This is a genomic window from Coprobacillus cateniformis (assembly GCF_009767585.1).
GTDB classification, from domain to species: domain Bacteria; phylum Bacillota_I; class Bacilli_A; order Erysipelotrichales; family Coprobacillaceae; genus Coprobacillus; species Coprobacillus cateniformis.
The window spans coordinates 2607287-2625069 of sequence record NZ_WSNW01000001.1 but is presented as its reverse complement, the minus strand read 5'-3'; the positions used below and the strand labels follow the sequence as shown (position 1 = coordinate 2625069).

Annotated in this window: 16 protein-coding genes and 1 tRNA gene; 8 read left to right on the top strand and 9 right to left on the bottom strand. The window is 32.2% G+C overall.

Annotated features, from left to right (window positions below):
- Positions 1 to 74: 74 nt before the first annotated feature.
- A complete protein-coding gene (nrdD, locus tag GQF29_RS19100) occupies positions 75 to 356 on the top strand; it encodes an anaerobic ribonucleoside-triphosphate reductase (protein ID WP_054325277.1) in 282 nt (93 codons plus the stop codon).
- Positions 357 to 472: 116 nt separating this feature from the next.
- Positions 473 to 548: transfer RNA gene (locus GQF29_RS12860), tRNA-His, on the top strand.
- A gap of 646 nt (positions 549 to 1194) precedes the next feature.
- On the opposite strand, the gene GQF29_RS12855 is transcribed toward GQF29_RS12860, so the two are convergent.
- Genes GQF29_RS12855 through GQF29_RS12845 form a run of 3 tightly spaced genes read right to left on the bottom strand, consistent with a single transcriptional unit; the run spans position 1195 to position 2343 of the window.
- Positions 1195 to 1650 carry a hypothetical protein gene (locus tag GQF29_RS12855; protein WP_054688516.1) on the bottom strand — a complete coding sequence of 152 codons (456 nt, stop codon included), beginning with the start codon at positions 1648 to 1650 and terminating at the stop codon, positions 1195 to 1197.
- A 2-nt stretch (positions 1651 to 1652) separates the two neighbouring features.
- The gene (locus GQF29_RS12850) at positions 1653 to 2018 is read right to left on the bottom strand and encodes a DUF6120 family protein (protein ID WP_054688518.1); all 366 of its coding nucleotides are present in this window, start codon (positions 2016 to 2018) and stop codon (positions 1653 to 1655) included.
- Positions 2008 to 2343: a PadR family transcriptional regulator gene (locus GQF29_RS12845; RefSeq protein WP_054688519.1), complete on the bottom strand. Its 336-nt coding sequence runs from the start codon at positions 2341 to 2343 to the stop codon at positions 2008 to 2010. Before GQF29_RS12845 ends, GQF29_RS12850 begins: the two co-directional genes overlap by 11 nt.
- A gap of 342 nt (positions 2344 to 2685) precedes the next feature.
- Between GQF29_RS12845 and GQF29_RS12840 the strand changes: the two genes are divergently transcribed.
- The 5 genes from GQF29_RS12840 to GQF29_RS12820 all read left to right on the top strand — a co-directional run bounded on the left by GQF29_RS12840 (position 2686) and on the right by GQF29_RS12820 (position 8452).
- The gene (locus tag GQF29_RS12840; protein ID WP_054688521.1) at positions 2686 to 3282 is read left to right on the top strand and encodes a hypothetical protein; all 597 of its coding nucleotides are present in this window, start codon (positions 2686 to 2688) and stop codon (positions 3280 to 3282) included.
- A gap of 17 nt (positions 3283 to 3299) precedes the next feature.
- On the top strand, positions 3300 to 3881 hold the full coding sequence (locus GQF29_RS12835) for a hypothetical protein (protein WP_160340815.1): 582 nt from the start codon (positions 3300 to 3302) through the stop codon (positions 3879 to 3881).
- 693 nt (positions 3882 to 4574) lie between these two features.
- The gene (locus GQF29_RS12830) at positions 4575 to 5645 is read left to right on the top strand and encodes a tetratricopeptide repeat-containing glycosyltransferase family 2 protein (protein ID WP_008787802.1); all 1071 of its coding nucleotides are present in this window, start codon (positions 4575 to 4577) and stop codon (positions 5643 to 5645) included.
- 153 nt (positions 5646 to 5798) lie between these two features.
- On the top strand, positions 5799 to 7388 hold the full coding sequence (locus tag GQF29_RS12825; RefSeq protein WP_160340814.1) for an exosporium glycoprotein BclB-related protein: 1590 nt from the start codon (positions 5799 to 5801) through the stop codon (positions 7386 to 7388).
- Between the two features lie 149 nt (positions 7389 to 7537).
- Positions 7538 to 8452 (top strand): collagen-like triple helix repeat-containing protein, encoded by a 915-nt coding sequence (locus tag GQF29_RS12820; RefSeq protein ID WP_008787800.1) that lies wholly within the window; start codon positions 7538 to 7540, stop codon positions 8450 to 8452.
- Between the two features lie 466 nt (positions 8453 to 8918).
- Here the strand turns inward: GQF29_RS12820 and GQF29_RS12815 are convergent, their stop codons facing one another.
- The 6 genes from GQF29_RS12815 to GQF29_RS12790 form a co-directional block, all read right to left on the bottom strand.
- On the bottom strand, positions 8919 to 9908 hold the full coding sequence (locus GQF29_RS12815) for a Gfo/Idh/MocA family protein (protein ID WP_008787799.1): 990 nt from the start codon (positions 9906 to 9908) through the stop codon (positions 8919 to 8921).
- Between the two features lie 2 nt (positions 9909 to 9910).
- On the bottom strand, positions 9911 to 10933 hold the full coding sequence (locus GQF29_RS12810) for a Gfo/Idh/MocA family oxidoreductase (protein WP_008787798.1): 1023 nt from the start codon (positions 10931 to 10933) through the stop codon (positions 9911 to 9913).
- Positions 10934 to 11571: 638 nt separating this feature from the next.
- The gene (locus GQF29_RS12805) at positions 11572 to 13494 is read right to left on the bottom strand and encodes an oxidoreductase (RefSeq protein ID WP_054688530.1); all 1923 of its coding nucleotides are present in this window, start codon (positions 13492 to 13494) and stop codon (positions 11572 to 11574) included.
- Between the two features lie 12 nt (positions 13495 to 13506).
- Positions 13507 to 14847: a PTS transporter subunit EIIC gene (locus tag GQF29_RS12800; protein WP_008787796.1), complete on the bottom strand. Its 1341-nt coding sequence runs from the start codon at positions 14845 to 14847 to the stop codon at positions 13507 to 13509.
- A 126-nt stretch (positions 14848 to 14973) separates the two neighbouring features.
- Entirely contained in the window at positions 14974 to 15801 is an 828-nt protein-coding gene (locus GQF29_RS12795) for a PRD domain-containing protein (RefSeq protein ID WP_008787795.1), read from the bottom strand.
- A 4-nt stretch (positions 15802 to 15805) separates the two neighbouring features.
- Complete coding sequence (locus tag GQF29_RS12790; protein ID WP_017143862.1) at positions 15806 to 16288, bottom strand: PTS sugar transporter subunit IIA; 483 nt, start codon at positions 16286 to 16288, stop codon at positions 15806 to 15808.
- A gap of 414 nt (positions 16289 to 16702) precedes the next feature.
- On the opposite strand from GQF29_RS12790, the gene GQF29_RS12785 reads away from it, so the two are divergent.
- The gene (locus GQF29_RS12785) at positions 16703 to 17488 is read left to right on the top strand and encodes a MurR/RpiR family transcriptional regulator (protein ID WP_008787793.1); all 786 of its coding nucleotides are present in this window, start codon (positions 16703 to 16705) and stop codon (positions 17486 to 17488) included.
- Positions 17489 to 17783 lie beyond the last annotated feature (295 nt).

Sequence of the window (17783 nt, the reverse complement as noted above, 5' to 3'; positions counted from 1 at the left end):
TGGATAAAATAACCAGCATTCTTATTGTTATATTATCTCATTGCGATATAATAGAGATAAGGATGGTGATGATAATGAAAAGAATAGATAATGTTGATATCAAAGTTCTTAATGGTGAAATGGATGATCGAGAAATCAAGAATTATATTCAATATGTAAAAGAAAAATATAAAGATGAAACTTTAGTCAGTCTCACACTAACAATAGATGGTGATTATGTTGATATGAATTATCATCTCAAACCACAGCCAATTGAAAGAATTCGTAGAATTACTGGATATTTAGTAGGAACATTAGAGCGTTTTAATGATGCAAAAGCAGCAGAAGAAAGAGACCGTGTGAAACATCATTTCTAAGAATTATAGGAAAGACAATCCTATAGTTTTTTTGTTTCTACAACTTTTTTAAAAAATAACTTTACAAAATGTTTGAAATCTTATATAATCATATTTGCCTAATTGAGGTAGATATGGCGGTCGTGGTGAAGTGGTTAACACACCAGATTGTGGCTCTGGCATTCGTGGGTTCGATTCCCATCGACCGCCCCATATAACTAACAAAACCCTTGTATATCAAGGGTTTTTCTATATATTCAAAAATAAATCCACCAAAAAAATATGAAAAGCCTCAAATATCATTACATTATCTTGCAGAGTTAAGTGCTAACAATTATACAATAGTCATCAATCCTAATGTTCCTGATCCATTTAGAAATAAGATAATGACATTTGATGGGTACGCATATAAAAAACGCTCCAGAAATACTTTTACAGTTGTCGATTCATGGTCGCATATAAAAAATGAACATTGGAAAATGTTCAGAAAGCAGTATACTTTACCATTAAATAGAGATTCGTGGGCTGAAATTTTTATTAATGAACCTATGTATTTTGCTATATGTAGAGTACAACAAAGTGGTTTTAATAACATAAAAGAATTTGTTATTACATATAATGAAAATGATTTGGATATAAATTTTATAAAAGGGTTTACACCTATAAAAATGGGATTTTCTATCAAATTTATAAGTAAAAAAAATGTATGAACTAATAATTAGGTTCTTTCTTACTTTAGGATGTAAATAAAAAGGGAAGAATTAATTTCATTGATAAATTCAATGATTTTAAAACTTCCTTGTTTTCATTTACCCAATATCGAGTAAGAACCTAATAATTAGTTCATACATTTTTTGATTTAAGATAAGACTCCAGTAGCACTGCAAGTTAATGTTGCAGTCTCATTTCTTGTTTCTACAACAAAACCAAACATATATCTTTTTGCTGTTGCATATCCAATAGCTATATTTCCGGATTTAGATGCTGATTTAGACATGATTTTCCATGCACTATCTGTAACAGAAGTAGTAACACTAGAAGAAGTACATGTAGAACTGCTTCCAGTATATGTGAAAGTGCCACTCACTTTTATTGAAAATAATATATTACCCGAATTTTTAAAATTTAATGTTTTTGAACCACTTTTAGTTTGTGTAGAAAATAATGAGATATTTTCTTCAATAATGGTCTCTATATAAATATCATTTCCTAAATATGTATATGATGTATTTAATTCTCTTTCCACTGCATGAACATTTGTTGGCATTAATAAAATTATACATACAATACATATAACTGATATAATTTTCTTCATTTTTATTTCTCCTCAATAATATTTTCTATTTCATCTACTCTATGTTTTTTTGCTTCATCAGCCTCTTGATTAATTTTATAAAATATAAATAGGCTCAACACTAAAACACAAATAATACATGTTATAAATAATCTTTTTAATAGTTTTTTATAATTCATTTTGCTGATAACTTCGTCTTCATCTAATGATTCTATGTAGGATGCATAAATTTGATTAGGATTACCAAATATCTCCTCTAAATCATTATAGGAAACATCTCCGTATTCGTCAATTTGTTGTTTCAGATGCGTTAAATAAATTTTTTCTTGTTTTCCATTAATAGGAAACAATTTTTTTACATCTTTATAATATTTGTAACTACCCTTCATTTTCCCCTCCATGAACTACATTATTAATTTGTTCTACTAAATTATCATATTCTTCTATGATTTGTTGAAGATAAACCCTTCCTTTATCTTCAAGATGATAATAAACTCTTGCTTTATTATTTACTATAACTGTATTGCTAGTTATATATTTATCTTCAATAAGTTTATAAATAATCGGATACATGGTTCCATGTTTTGGCACAATATATCCGTTTGTCTTATCAGCTATAAGTTTAGATATTTCATATCCATATCTGTCTTGTTCCTGAAGAACACTTAAAATCAGTAAATCAAATTTAAATAAATAATTAGAATACTTTGCCATATCTCACCTCATTTATAGACTTTTGCAGATTGTATAGAAACTTATAATAAGTCTATTTCATATATTCTTAGTATATCACAAAAACATAAATAAACAATTAAGTCGTATAAAATAATATATATATTGACAAAATATTATTTATATAATACACTAAAAATGTAGAAAGCGTTTTCATTTGTATTAGAAAGGAGTTGGATATAATCAAATATAATTTTCCAGTAATTGATACAATTAAGTATTTTCATTTTAAAACAGTAATTAATTAGAAGGATGTTTCATTCTATCTGTATTTTTTTACAAGAAAATTTAGTGTACAACTATGACAAAAAAAGGAGAAATTATATGAAAAAAGTAATAAGTATTTTATTGATTAGTTTACTCACATTAAACAGTTTTGTAACTATATCTTTTGCAAAATCTAATGAGAATATTAAAATTATTGAAGACAGTACATCTGTGTCACTTGATGGAGTTAAACCAGGTGATTCTATTACTGTTTTTGAAGATCATGAAAATAATTATAAAGTGGTTATTGATGTTTTAGCAGTGAATTCTGGAGTCTCACACTATGATACTGGAAATTCTGGGTGGAGTAGTGGCACTATTCCTAGTGGAGGAGTCTTGAAATTATATCCACATATAGAAGGTGTAAGTGGCGGACATAAAGAAATGGGATTTTTCGAATATGTAGAGTATAAAAACGGGACTAGTCATATCATAAATGCGGACCAGCCAGTAGTTGAGACAGGATTTGCAATTAATATTATTGAGGACCCAATCGTAAGAGTTAAAAACCACACTGCCACAACTATCACAGCCAAAGCAAGTATGACTTGGGTTAGTTCATCAATTGCATTAGGAATAACATGTAACAATTATTTAACATCCGAATTAAATAAAACTGGTCAATCAAAATTATCATGGAAATTCCAAAGTTAATCAGAGGAGATAATAATATGAAAAAATTATTTATATTAGTTTTAACACTATCATTTTGTATTGGATATTGCACAATTAATGGTTCTTCAGTGTATGCAACAGAAAATTACAGTGTTGGTGAATCAACCTTTAACATTAAAGAAATGGAAGTTGGAAAGTCTTATGTTTTATATGAAAACAAGGAAGAACAATATAAAATTGTCGTTGATATTTTAGAAACCCAACAGATTACACTATCAGATCCACATGATTCTGGATGGAGTAGTGGAACAATTCCTGGTCCATCTAGAACTTTATATCCACACGTTGTAGGTGGGGCATTTGATGGTACAGGATTTTATGAAGACGTAAAAATAACAGGTGGAGTCGAAATTGTAGATGTTTATAATGAAGATGTAAATAATCCATCTTATTATGCAATTTCAAATGTTTCATGCAATATTATTGATGGAAAAGCTACAAGTTCTAGGCCAGCAAAAGCCTCTTTAACATTTAAAACAAAATATTTGATGATTCCAGATGGATTTAATTCATCTTGTTATTTAACTAGTGAGATTAATAAATTGGGTCAAAGTAGAGTAAGTTGGAAACTCCCATAAAAGAGGAACTATTTACATGTCAAAAAAAACAATTAATCTAATTCTATCTAGCCAAATAGTTGTATTAATTTTATCTTTTGTTTTTTTCAAATATAATATTTCGTTATTTTATTTCTTTATATATTTATTCTTTGCATTAATTGTAATCGAATTATTATATGGAATAATTATTATAATTCAGAGAAAAAAACATTAATAATATTTTGATTTTATAAAATATTCTCATAGGGATATAAAATGTTGTTTTTCATTTCATAAGGTAGATTCTACATTTTATTTCAGGAGAACGTTGAAATAGCATTTGTATTTACAAATTTAATGACTACTCTAAATACTGTACTGCTAATAACTTTATATTATATGATGAAAAAAAGAACAATGGAGAATGATTAAATTATATAAAGTTCTTTAAAATTCAATCAATTTCCCACCAAAACCTAAACAAAAGTATATCGTGTTATACATCTATATACGCTGATATACTTTTTAAATGACTTAAATACGTTGTTTACTATCTGTTATATATAAATGCTAAGTTCCCATCGACCGCCCCATATAACAAATAAAGTTCTTGCATTGTCAAGAACTTTTTTATATTCTTTAACTTTTATTTAAGTGGTTATAATGATTTCTTAATTCTCTTTTGTCTGGCACACTTTATGAATTGTCTCATATATTATATTGGTGAAATATATGATTACAATAAGTGTATGTATGATTGTTAAAGATGAAGAAGATGTTTTGGAAAGAGCTCTATCTTCAATCAAAGATATTGCTGATGAAATTATTATTGTAGATACAGGATCTACTGATATGACAAAAGAAATTGCTGCAAAATTCACAGATAAAATCTTTGATTTTGAATGGTGCGATGATTTCTCTAAAGCGAGAAACTACTCTTTCTCTAAAGCAACTCAAGATTATTGCATGTGGCTTGATGCAGACGATGATCTTTTAGAAGCAGATCAAAAAGAATTAATGAAATTAAAAGAAACACTTTCTCCAGAAACATCTGTCGTGATGATGAGATATAACACAGGTTTTGACAATGATGGAAAACCAACGTTTACTTATTATCGTGAAAGGTTACTGCGAAGAGAAGACCAATTCTATTGGGAAGGATTTGTGCATGAAGTTATTAGTCCAAGAGGTAAAATGGAATATAGTGAAATAGCTATTACTCATCGTAAAATAAAAGCAGGGAATCCTTTAAGAAATATAAGAATGTTTAAAGCAAAAGAAAAAGAAGGAATTCTATTCTCACCTAGAGAAATGTTCTACTATGCTAGAGAATTGTATTATCATAAATATTATGATGAGGCAATTACGCAATTCAAGAAATTTTTAAATACTGGAAAAGGATGGCGTGAAAACAATATTTCTGCTTGTCAATTCTTGGGATATTGTTATCATCAAAAAGGTGAAATGAGAGAAGCCGTTCTATCCTTACTCAATAGTTTATGTTATGATGTTCCACGAGCTGAAATATGTTGTGATTTAGGAAAGTATTTCTATGAATTAAAGTGTTATGAGCAAGCCATTTTTTGGTATGCAATGGCATTATCTTGTGAAAGAAATGATGAATCAGGTGCATTTATATCACCTGACTGCTATGATTATATTCCATATATTCAACTCTGTTTATGCTATGATGCTATTAAAGACTATAAAACAGCCAAATTCTACAATGATTTAGCTGGAAAATGTAAACCAAACGATTCATCTTATCTCTATAACAAGCGTTATTTTGAACGCATATCGTAAGACTCTTTCTTTATGGAAGAGTCTTTTTATTTTGTTTCTCTCATTGGACAAAAGTGGAATTTATACTTTTTATTGTAAATAGGGTATATCCTCATAGTTCAGTTTTATAACTTTGCGTATATTAAACTAGAACAAGCGAAAGGAGGTGAATTTATGAACGATAACATGTGTAATAACTCATGCAACAACAGTTGTAACAACAAATGTACTTGGTGTCCTCGCTGTCGTTGTTGTCCACCCGTTATTGTAAACTGTCCAACTGGAGTGACTGGCCCTGCAGGACCTACAGGTCCTATGGGTTGTCCTGGACCTAGAGGAGCAACCGGTCCAATGGGACCTATGGGATATCCTGGTAATACTGGAGCGACAGGACCTACTGGGGCGACTGGACCAAGAGGTTGTCCTGGACCAAGAGGTATAACAGGGGCAACTGGACCTACTGGGCCTACGGGTAATACTGGGGCGACTGGACCAAGAGGCTGTCCTGGACCAAGAGGTTGTCCTGGACCAAGAGGTATAACAGGAGCAACTGGACCTACTGGGCCTACGGGTAATACTGGGGCGACTGGAGCTACAGGTGTGACGGGGGCGACTGGACCAACTGGGGCGACTGGACCAACTGGGGCGACTGGACCGACTGGGCCTACGGGTGCGACTGGTGTTGGAATCACTGGACCTACGGGTGCTACTGGGGCTACTGGTGCCAATGGGATTACAGGGCCAACTGGGCCTACAGGTAATACTGGAGCTAATGGAGCGACTGGTAATACTGGGGCGACTGGTAATACTGGAGCCGATGGCGCTATTGGACCTACTGGAGCCACTGGAACTACTGGACCTACGGGTGCAACGGGTAATACTGGGGCTGATGGTGCGACTGGACCTACGGGGGCTACAGGAAACACTGGAGCTGATGGTGCGACTGGGCCTACTGGGGCGACTGGTAATACTGGGGCTGATGGTGTGACTGGGGCGACTGGACCTACTGGTGCAACGGGTAATACTGGAGCTGATGGTGCGACTGGACCTACGGGGGCGACTGGTAACACTGGAGCTGATGGTGCGACTGGACCTACGGGGGCGACTGGTAATACTGGGGCTGATGGTGCTATTGGACCTACAGGAGCTACTGGACCTACGGGGGCGACTGGTGCTACAGGGGCTACTGGCGCTACAGGAGCTACTGGCGCTACAGGGGCTACTGGACCTACTGGGGCGACTGGTTCTTCTGCAATTATCCCATTTGCTTCTGGAATACCTGTCAGTTTAACAACTATTGCTGGTGGATTAGTGGGAACTCCTGCCTTTGTTGGATTTGGAAGTTCTGCACCTGGTTTATCAATCGTAGGTAATACTATCGATTTAACTAACCCAAGTGGAACATTAACAAACTTTGCATTTACAATGCCACGTGATGGAACCATTACTGCAATTGATGTCTTCTTCTCTACTACTGCTGCATTATCTTTAGTTGGAAGTACAATTACAATTACAGCACAGTTATATCAATCAACTGTTCCTAACAACACAATGACTGCTATTCCAGGTACGTTAATTACTCTTACACCTTCATTAACAGGTATACTCTCAATTGGATCAATTTCTAAAGGAATATTAACTGGTTTATCTATACCAGTTCCTGCACAAACACGATTGATGTTAGTATTAACTGCTACTGCAACTGGATTAAGTTTGGTTAACACAGTAGCTGGATATGCTAGTGCTGGTGTTTCAATTGACTAAATAAAAGAGGCATAACAAATAAAGATGATTTTCTTTAAATGTTGTGCCCTTTTCTTTTAAGAAATTTATAGCTATATAACAATAGTTTAAAATAGTTATGAAATTTATTTTACAAATGAGATTTAAAATTCACAATAGGAGGTGAATTCATGGACGAAAATATGTATGATTATGATTGCAGTAGATGTTTAGATTGTGATTGTAATAGATGGTCAGATTGTGATTGTTGTCCCTCAGTCATAGTTAACTGTTCAACTGGTATAACAGGCCCAACTGGTCCGACTGGAGCCACTGGGGCGACTGGGGCGACTGGGGCGACCGGTAGCACTGGAGCAACTGGTATTACTGGTACAACAGGTCCAACTGGTCCGACTGGAGCTAATGGAGTAACTGGACCGACTGGACCAACAGGCGCTAATGGTATCACTGGTCCAACTGGTGCTACTGGTAATACAGGGCCTACAGGGGCGACTGGTATCACTGGTCCTACTGGAGCAACTGGCAATACAGGACCTACCGGTGCTAATGGAACAACCGGACCGACTGGTCCGACTGGACCTTCAAATGTTATTGAATGTGGATGTGTAGATCAAGTGCGAAATGTACTCCGTCAAATTATTGAACTATATCCTGAGAATAATATCATTGTTAGCATGGAAAGTGGTGATAATGCAAGTGGTCGAGCAGGTCAGTTACTTCCACCGCCAAATACAAATCCAAATGCTGGATTACTACAGTTAATTAATAATCAAGGACAACCACAGGAAGCTATTTCATTATGTCGAATTGCGGCATTTAGAGTCACAAGTTCAACTTATAATGATTCAATTAGTTTTTTACCAGATCCAGTACCAACACCAGAAGGTTGTGGTGCAGATTGCCAAAATGCAATTCGTTCTTACTTACCATTAGGAACAACTTCAGTAAATATTAAAGCAGGAGGACAAACGGTTGGTCAAGGAACAGTTATTAAAAATGAATTTGGAATGATTGTTTTAGTTGGTCCAAATAATAGTGATCCTTCCTTTATTTCTTTATGCAAAGCTGAAATCATAACTAAGTAATTTATAATAATATAAAGGATAAAATAAAGCTTGGCTTTTAGGTGATAATTATTTTATATTTTTATCACCTTTTCCTTTATAATTATACTTTCATAAATTAAATAGGTTTCTATGGAATGTAATTTCTTCTTAAACTGATAAATACTTTTAATCACTTGTTAAAACTCCCACCCAAGAGATAAGCAAATTTAAAGCTTCCACTTCCATGTCTTTTAAAAATATCAGTTCTTTCTTATGATAATAAAACTCTAATATAAAATGATTCTGATAAATTTTATCTTCTTTTATAATATATTTTGCAATATAAGAGAATGAATCATTTTATTAAACATTTATAACAATATTATCACTCTTATTTCAAAGTAAGTATATTGTAGTGTTTCTTTATTTTCATCTCAATAATAATCTTACTCAACAATCTTTAATTTGAATTTCAAGAATATCATTACTCCATAAAAAATTATATTTAATTAATATCAGCAGGAAATATAACATTTGCTGATTGTCTTGCTTTAGTTGCAATTGTCATTGCAATTAGACTCTTCTCCATCATATCTTGTGCTCTTTGATAATCCTTCTTATCTATAATCTTAACAAACTCTACAAATTCAAAATACATACGATGCTTTCCATCTTGTTCATTATATTGAAAAACTCTCTTATCATTTTTTAATAATTGAAAGTTAGACACATTATTAGCAGGCGTATCTAAAAGAATACATCCTTGATCTCCTTGAACACTTGTCATAATTGGTGCTTTGCAATCTTTTGCACCCACCAATACTGCTTTAAAATTTCCATAATTTAAAGTAATAATTCCTGAAGTATCAATGCCCTTTTCAATATTCGCTTGATAATAAACATCTTTTGGTTCTCCAAACAACGCTACTAAGAAATGGATATTATAAATATTCAAGTCCATCAATGCTCCGCCTGATTTTTTATAATCAAAAGCAGGTAAAATTTGACCTTCCTTAAAAGCATTATAACGAGAAGAATATTGTGAATAATTAGCTGAAACAATTTTAACATCTCCGACTTCATTTAATAATTCCTTGATTTTTAATACATTAGGTAAATATTGAGTTGAAATTGCTTCCAATAAAAGTAAATTTTCTTTTTTTGCATAAGCATTTAATTCTTCTAATTCTTTAATATGACTTGTAAAAGGTTTCTCACAAATAACATGTTTATGGGCTTTTAAAGCTTTCATGCTCATTTCATAATGAAGATGATTATTGACAGCTATATAGATAACTTCTATATCATCATTCTTCAACATTTCATCATATTCAATATATGTATTTGCAATATGATGCTCTTTAGCAAGTATTTCTATTTTATCTTGTTCCACTGGCAATGCACAAATACCAATGAGTTCTACTCCTTCAACCTCATGAATAAACGACAACATATCATGAACTATCATTCCTGCTCCTAATATTCCAACTTTCATATTTAAACCTCCTTAGCAACTTTTGTTGCTTCTTCAATAATTGTTAATACTTCAATAACTTCTTCATCTTTAATAATCTTTTCACCATGATTAAAAATAGCATCATATAAATTGTCATAAATAATACCATAATCACCTATTTCGGTTGGCACTTTCTTTGTTATATCATTTCCTTGATCATCAATATAAGATAAAGTTCCCCATTTATCTTCAGGCAATGGATCAAAACTGATTTCAATTGGTCCTGGTTTTGGTTTTAATGAACTTTGATGACCTAAAGACGGCATTAAAAAACTTCCCTTCTTACCATGAACAATAAATCTAGGATAGTCTAATTTAACATAATAACTCGTTTTGACAATAGCCTTCATACCATTTTCATAAAAGAAATCAATGTCATAATAATCATCAGCAAATCCAGGATTATCAATACTTCTACAATCATAAACAACTTTCTTAGGTTGACCAAATTGTCCAATTATCTGATCAATTGGATGAACAGCCAAACCATAAAGAATACCATATCCCTTATGTTCAGCAATACTAGGACGATAATAATCATAATGCGATTCAACTTCTACAATATCCCCTAAAACACCTGATTCAATAACCTTACGAACAGTACGCATATCAGCGTCATAACGCCTGTTCTGATTAGACATAGCAACCAATCCCTTAGATTTTGCATAATCAAAAACCTCTTTTGCTTCCTTTGCTGTCATCGCAAACGGTTTTTCACATAAGACATTCTTACCATGTTCTAAAGCTTGCATAGTATATGAAACATGGAAAGCATCTGGCGTATTGACAACAATCAAGTTCACTTCTGAGTCATTCATAACATCCTCAATATCTGATGTAAAGGTAATATTTGGATACCATGTTTCTCTTTCTTCATCCCCTACTCTATCTTCTTTTCTTCGATAGATGTACTTCACCTTAATTATGTCTTTTCTTCTTTCTACATATGGTAAATGATAACGACACACACTATTCCCAAATCCAATATAAGCAACAACTAACATATTTAATTCCTCCTTTTTCTACTTATATTTTATACAATTTGAGAAAACGTTTACACCTTAGAAATATATTTTGTAATTGAATTTCATAAAAACAAAAAGTTAATGTAATTCAATTTCATTAACTCATATTTTTATAAATTTATTATGGAATTATGAGTATTTTTTCTAATTATCATATGCCATTCATTTTCAGATTTCCATTTTCTTTATTAAGTTCATATTCTTGAGTATAAATTATGAGTTTCCTATTTTTCATTCTTTTTTGATTTCAGAGTAGAAATAATATTATCAATATTATTTTCATGAATCACAACCAGAATAATTCTTTTCAAAATTTAATAAGACCTCTCGTACTTATTTTTCATTACTTTGATAGACATGATAAAGATTTTCGTGTTTTTGCTCCTTTAATCAAATCCCAGAAATATCTATTAAATGATTCAATAACAGGATATCATCAAAAATAATATTTCGTTTTGAGCGATAAAACATACTATATTTGCCAAGTTAACCTGTAAAATACAAAGCTATTTATACACAAAAAGAAAAACCTATAAAACAGAATACGTATCAGGAATACATTAACTAAGTATATTCTTTTACTAACTGTTTTATAAGTTTAAAATCAATAACTATCTTTACAAAGAAACTCCTGCATAATATCCATCATGTGTCGCCTGTGCAACTGTTCCAGGACGTTTTGCATCACCAATAACATTGATATCTGGTACAAGACCATAAAATTGATTAACAATATCGCATCTTGACTGCATTCCTACAGCAACAATAACACTTTGTGCTTCAATCACTTGTAGATCAGTATTATTTTGAATGACAACACTTTGATTTTGGATAGAAAGACATTGAGAATTGAGAAATATTTTGAGATTTTGACACTCAGATAATTTCTCCAGTAATCCTGTTTGAATATGTTCATTAACATTTGAACATAATTGCTCACTCTTTTCAACAATTGTGACGTCTTTCCCTAAATGACATAATAATTTTGCAAGTTCAGAACCAATCGAACCACCACCAATAATGACAACTTTTTGGTTTATTTCATTCTGATGTCCGTAAGCATATAAGGCATCCATAACATGCTTTTGCTGAATACCTGCAATCTCTAAAGAGATGGGTTTTGCTCCAACTGCAACGATTAAACTATCACCTGTCTTTATTTCATCAATATCTTCAAGAGCATCACATTGTAATCTGACTTCAATACTTGATTTATGAATCTGTGTAATCAGATAATCCTTGTATCTCTTTAAATCCTGTTTACTTTTATCAAATTCAGAACAAGACAATTGACCACCTAAAACATCAGTTTTTTCAAAAAGGATGACTTGATGACCTCGCTCATAAGCTGTTAAAGCTGCTTTACAGCCAGCTGGTCCACCACCAATCACATAGACTTTTTTGATAGTTTTTGCTTTGGAGAGTTCAGCGGGAACACTTTGTTCATGCAAATATCTAGGATTGACTGAACAACATGTGATACTTTTCATACCATAATGTCTATCTTTATTTCTAGCATATTGATTATAACAATTCATACATCTTAAACAAGGAACAATATCTTCACTCTTTTCCTCTATTGCTTTACTCGTCCAAAATGGGTCTGCAATGATTTGTCTTCCTATCACAACAGCATCAGCCTGATGATTTGCTAAAATCTCTTCTGCTTCTTCAGGTGTCATAATAGCTCCCACAACAGCGACTGGAATATGAACATATTCTTTGACTTTTTGTGACCATTGAACATTGATCTTATGATCAAAATAAGGTGTAGATGACATCTTTGTCATGGCTTTGATTTCTCTTTCTAAACCACATGAAATATGTACCATATCTATCTTATCCTCAATCAGTTGAATAAATCGAATAATTTCATCTATAGGTGTTCCATCCTCGATATATTCAAAACCACTAATACGCATATCTAAAGGATAATCTGGACCCACTGCCTGTCTGACTCTCTCCACAATTTGAATAGGAAATTTCACACGATTTTCAAAACAACCACCATAACCATCTGTACGCTTGTTATAATGCGGTGAAAGAAATTGAGTTGGTAACCAGCCATGTCCAAAATGCAACATCACCATATCAAAGCCATACTCTTTTGCATCAACTGCTCCTTTAGCGAATGCATCAGCAACTTCATTCATCATGTTTTCATCCATTGCTTTCACTTCAATACCATCTTCACGTACAAAACCAACTGGCCCAATAGCATAGTCTCCAGGCTGAACATAAGCATATTGACCAACATGACAAAGTTCAAATTCTGCTTTTGCACCACGTTGCTGAATCGTTACAACTTGTTCTCTTACTTTTTGACTTTCTTGCATATTCGCAAAACAATAAGAACCAGGTGCCATTCTTGATCGAGGACCTGGGACTGAACCGCTTGTCCCACGAATAATCATCCCAATTCCGCTCACTGATTTATCAGTCAGACTACCTAAAGGAGCAGAGATAATACGATTAGGTATCATCATTTGATTGACTTGCAATGGTTCAAAAAGATGTGGATATTTTTTAGAAAAACTCATTTTATTTTCCCCCTACTCTGGTATATCATCAAAACCAATTATATATGTAATTGTGGCTGCTCCTAAATAAGCAACAACCATTAAAATACACCAAATGAGAAATGTTTCACCTAAAAATAATGGTATACCTCCTAATCCACATAATCCTAGTCCCATTGCTTTCACAACAAAAGTTAGTGACAATGCACCACAAATTCCTGACATAATACCTGGCGCAATTAAAGATTTCTTTGTTGGCAGCAAGACACCATATAGAGCGGGCTCTGTAATCCCAATCACACCAATAATAGTAGAACTCAATGCTTCACTTTTTAATTCTTTATTTTTTGTTTTTAAGGCAACACCTAAAGCCGAACCAGCTACTGCAGCATTCCCAAATCCTAAAATTGGAAAAACAACGGAATATCCAACAGATGCTAATTCATTCAAAACAATTGGAATAGCGGTTGCCTGGTGGATACCTGTTAAAACGAAATATGGGCATGTTGCCCCAATAATCAATCCTCCTAAAATAGCAAAATGACTATAAATATATTGAATACCTTGACCTAACACTTCGGAAATCATTTGGGCTATAGGTGCAGTCACAACAATCATAAGTGGTAAACTCCCAATAATTGTAATGGCTGGAATAAGCACCGATTTCAAAAGTGTAGGAGATATCTTTTTCGCTATTTTTTCAATCCAATAGACAACTGGCATTGTCAAAAGAATAGGCGTCATTGTCGATGAATAAGTCACCAACTTCACTGGCAACCCATAGAAAGATGCACTTGTTCCCTGACTTGCAAATTCAAGAACAGCAGGATAAACAAGAATACCTCCTAAAGTCGCTCCAATATAAGGATTCACACCTAATTTTTTAGCTGAACTAAACCCTAATAGTATTGGCAAGAAATAATATCCTGCATTTCCTGTGGCACTGATCATTTGATAGCCATAGGTTGTTGCATCAATATTCACATATGACATCAAAGCAATAATCCCTTGAATTAAACCACATCCAATCAAAACAGGAATAATCGGTTGGATTGATCCTGTAATATAATCAAAAGCTGTCTTCCAGCCAAAATTTTCATTGTTTTGAACTGCTTCCACATTATCCTTAATCTTCACAATTTTTGATAACGCATCATAGACATCATTGCATTTTCCACCAAAAACAATCTGATAAGTCTTATTGAAAAATGTTGCTCCTTTAACTCCTTCTAATGTTTTGATGACATCTTCATTAACTCTCTCTTTTTCTTTGACTTCAATACGAACACGTGTAAAACAACTCATAATACTCACAATATTTTCATTTCCACCTACATTCTCTAAAATACGTCTTGCTATTTCATCATTATTCATTTTCTTCTCCTCCTTTTTTAGCAAGTTTCACTTTTTCTTCACACATCTCCTCCTTTAAAAATAAAAACTCAAGACAATCTGTGCACTGATTCTCCTGAGTTTAGCCTAATTTAATAGTGACTACCCCTATTCTTTTAATTCACAACAGTTTCTTAAATGTAGAATTAAATAATTCTTTTCTGATTCACTCATTTCTTTCCCAAATTCATCTTTTAAATGCAAAGATAAACGATTAATACATTTCTGTTCTTTTTGAAAAACACCTTGAATTGTTTCCTTTAACAAACGATTTTGTGATTGATTTTCATGACCTTCTACGTATCTTTTTGCAAAGTATTTTACATGATTGACCAATCTGGTATAAGCTAAAGAACTTTCCTTCACATCTTTTAAATAATACTTTCTAATAAAACAAACACTCTCATTCACAACTTTAAATATCTTATCAAAATCCTGTCTCTTTTGCTGAAATTCATTTTCAATAATATGCATTGCAATATATCCAACTTCATCATCTGAAATCTGAATATGAAACATGCGATGAATCATTTCTTTTGCATACAAACCAATCTTATATTCCTGCTGATAAAAGTGTTGAATATCAATCAGAAATGGATTATCTAAATCTATATTTTCCTGTAATCTTTGCAATGCAAAATAAATATGATCTGTTAATCCCAAGTAAATATTCTGATTGAGTTCCAAGTGATATTTTCTTCTCGCATATTGTACTATTTTTTCAGTCAGTTCAATATATACTCCAGGAATCTGTGAAATTAGTTCAGCTAATTTATTATTGTCAGCAACAGAAAACACTTTCTGTATTTTCCGTTCATCAATCACGTCACCTGCTTTTTTATGAAAACCAATTCCTGTCCCTACAACAATCACTTCCTCTTGCTTGTTATTTTTGGCCATCACAACATTATTATTCAATGGCTTAGTTATTATCATACGCTCACCTTCTTACCTTCATCAATTCTCCTGCCGCTTGAATGTCTTTATGATCAGTCTTGAATAACTGATAGTCTTCATCATTTTCAATTACAATCATTGTTGTTGGATGATATCTTTTTTTAATATTTTTTAAATCAATAGACATCAGCATATCACCAGCTTTGACTTTATCTCCTACTTTCACATAGGGATGAAAATATGTACCTTTTAATTCAACCGTATCAATACCAACATGAATAATAACATCAATTCCTTCCATAGAAGTGATTGCAATCACATGCTTAGTCGGAAAGACAACAGTAATGATTCCTGAAACTGGTGCATACAGTTTTCCTTCAGTTGGTTCAATAGCAAGACCATCTCCCATCATCTTTTGACAAAACACTTCATCATGAACATCTTCTATTGGTATAACACTTCCACTTACTGGTGCATAAATTGTTTGTCCATCATCTTCTACTTTTATATTTTTTCTAAGTAACATTTTAAAACCCCCTATAAATATAAAAACCAAAACTAACAATGTTAATTTTGGTTTAGCCTGCATTACCAGTGACATTTCCTATTCAATTTCTTTATCAAATAAATCGTACCACTCATTTTTCAAGATGTCAATCATTTTTTACTTTACAATGATTTTTAAAATATTCTTGAAAGCTATCATCAATTCATACTATATAATAACTATTTCAAGCAAATAGTAAATAGAAAGATCATCAGCAATTTGCAAGGGTAAAAGATGTAACTTAGGATATAGCGAATTTATCTCTATAACAACCGCTATACTAACCATTTCTATTTATATATTTAACAATGAGTTATAAATATATTTTCTTATCTTGAAATTTGATTTCATTGGTAGTTTTATTTTGATAAAATAAGAGTAGGAAGTGATCATATGATAAAAGAATTGTTTGAAACAATAACATTAACCCCACAAGAAAAAAATGTTGTTCAATATATCCAGGAACATCCAGAATGTCTACTCAATATAAATGCTAAAGAATTAGCTAAATTGACTTATGTCAGTTCACCAACCATTATTAGATTATCTAAAAAACTCGGATTTACTGGGTATCATGATTTCCAACTCACTTATGTTCAAGAATATATGTTACATCAAAAAAATTTATCTTCACGTTTAACAAAAGAAAGTTCAATTGATGATGTGATTCAAATTCTTCCTCAGATTTATGATCAAGTCTTTCATGAAACAAAAAATATGATTCAAAAAGAAGCCTTTGTCAGAACAATAAACTATATGTTGCAAGCAAAACAAATTGATTTTTATGCAAATGATAATAATTATTCAGAAGTCCAGTCTGCCTGCCTAAAATTAAATACCTTAGGCATCCGCGCTCAAGCTTTTAATACTCTAAGTCAACATTATGTAGATACATTCCAACCACAAGATGTTTTATCCTTTGTTGTGAGTCATTCAGGAAAAAATCAAACAATGGTAGATGCAGCTTATTATTTAAGAAAAAAAAGATCTCGTGTCATTGCGATTACAGGAATTCTGGATCCAACATTAGAATTAATCTGTAATGAAAGCCTGTATATTGATTCTTCACTTCATCATTTACCAATTCCAGTGATGTTATATGGCTTATCTATCCATTATATTTTAGATATATTAATCTCTATTTTGACAATCAAGAAAGATAAGTTAGAAAAAGCATAGATTTCAAAAACTATGCTTTTAATTTATTATGAGAAAAACTTGAGTCGCATAATGTTTCATTGAAGCAATTGTTTCACTTATCATCTCCATTCTATCAGGGTTTCTTTTATACTTTCTCTGTAAATATCTTGATAGTAGAAACTACTGATAAAAATTCTAAAAGAAAATTCAGGAGGCAAATATCCTGAATTTTTACTGTTGAATAACATGTTCTTAACAATGATTTCATTGCATATGTATGTATAATATATTTCTAGTTATTCTGCAGGAATTATAAGAAATATTGATAAAACTA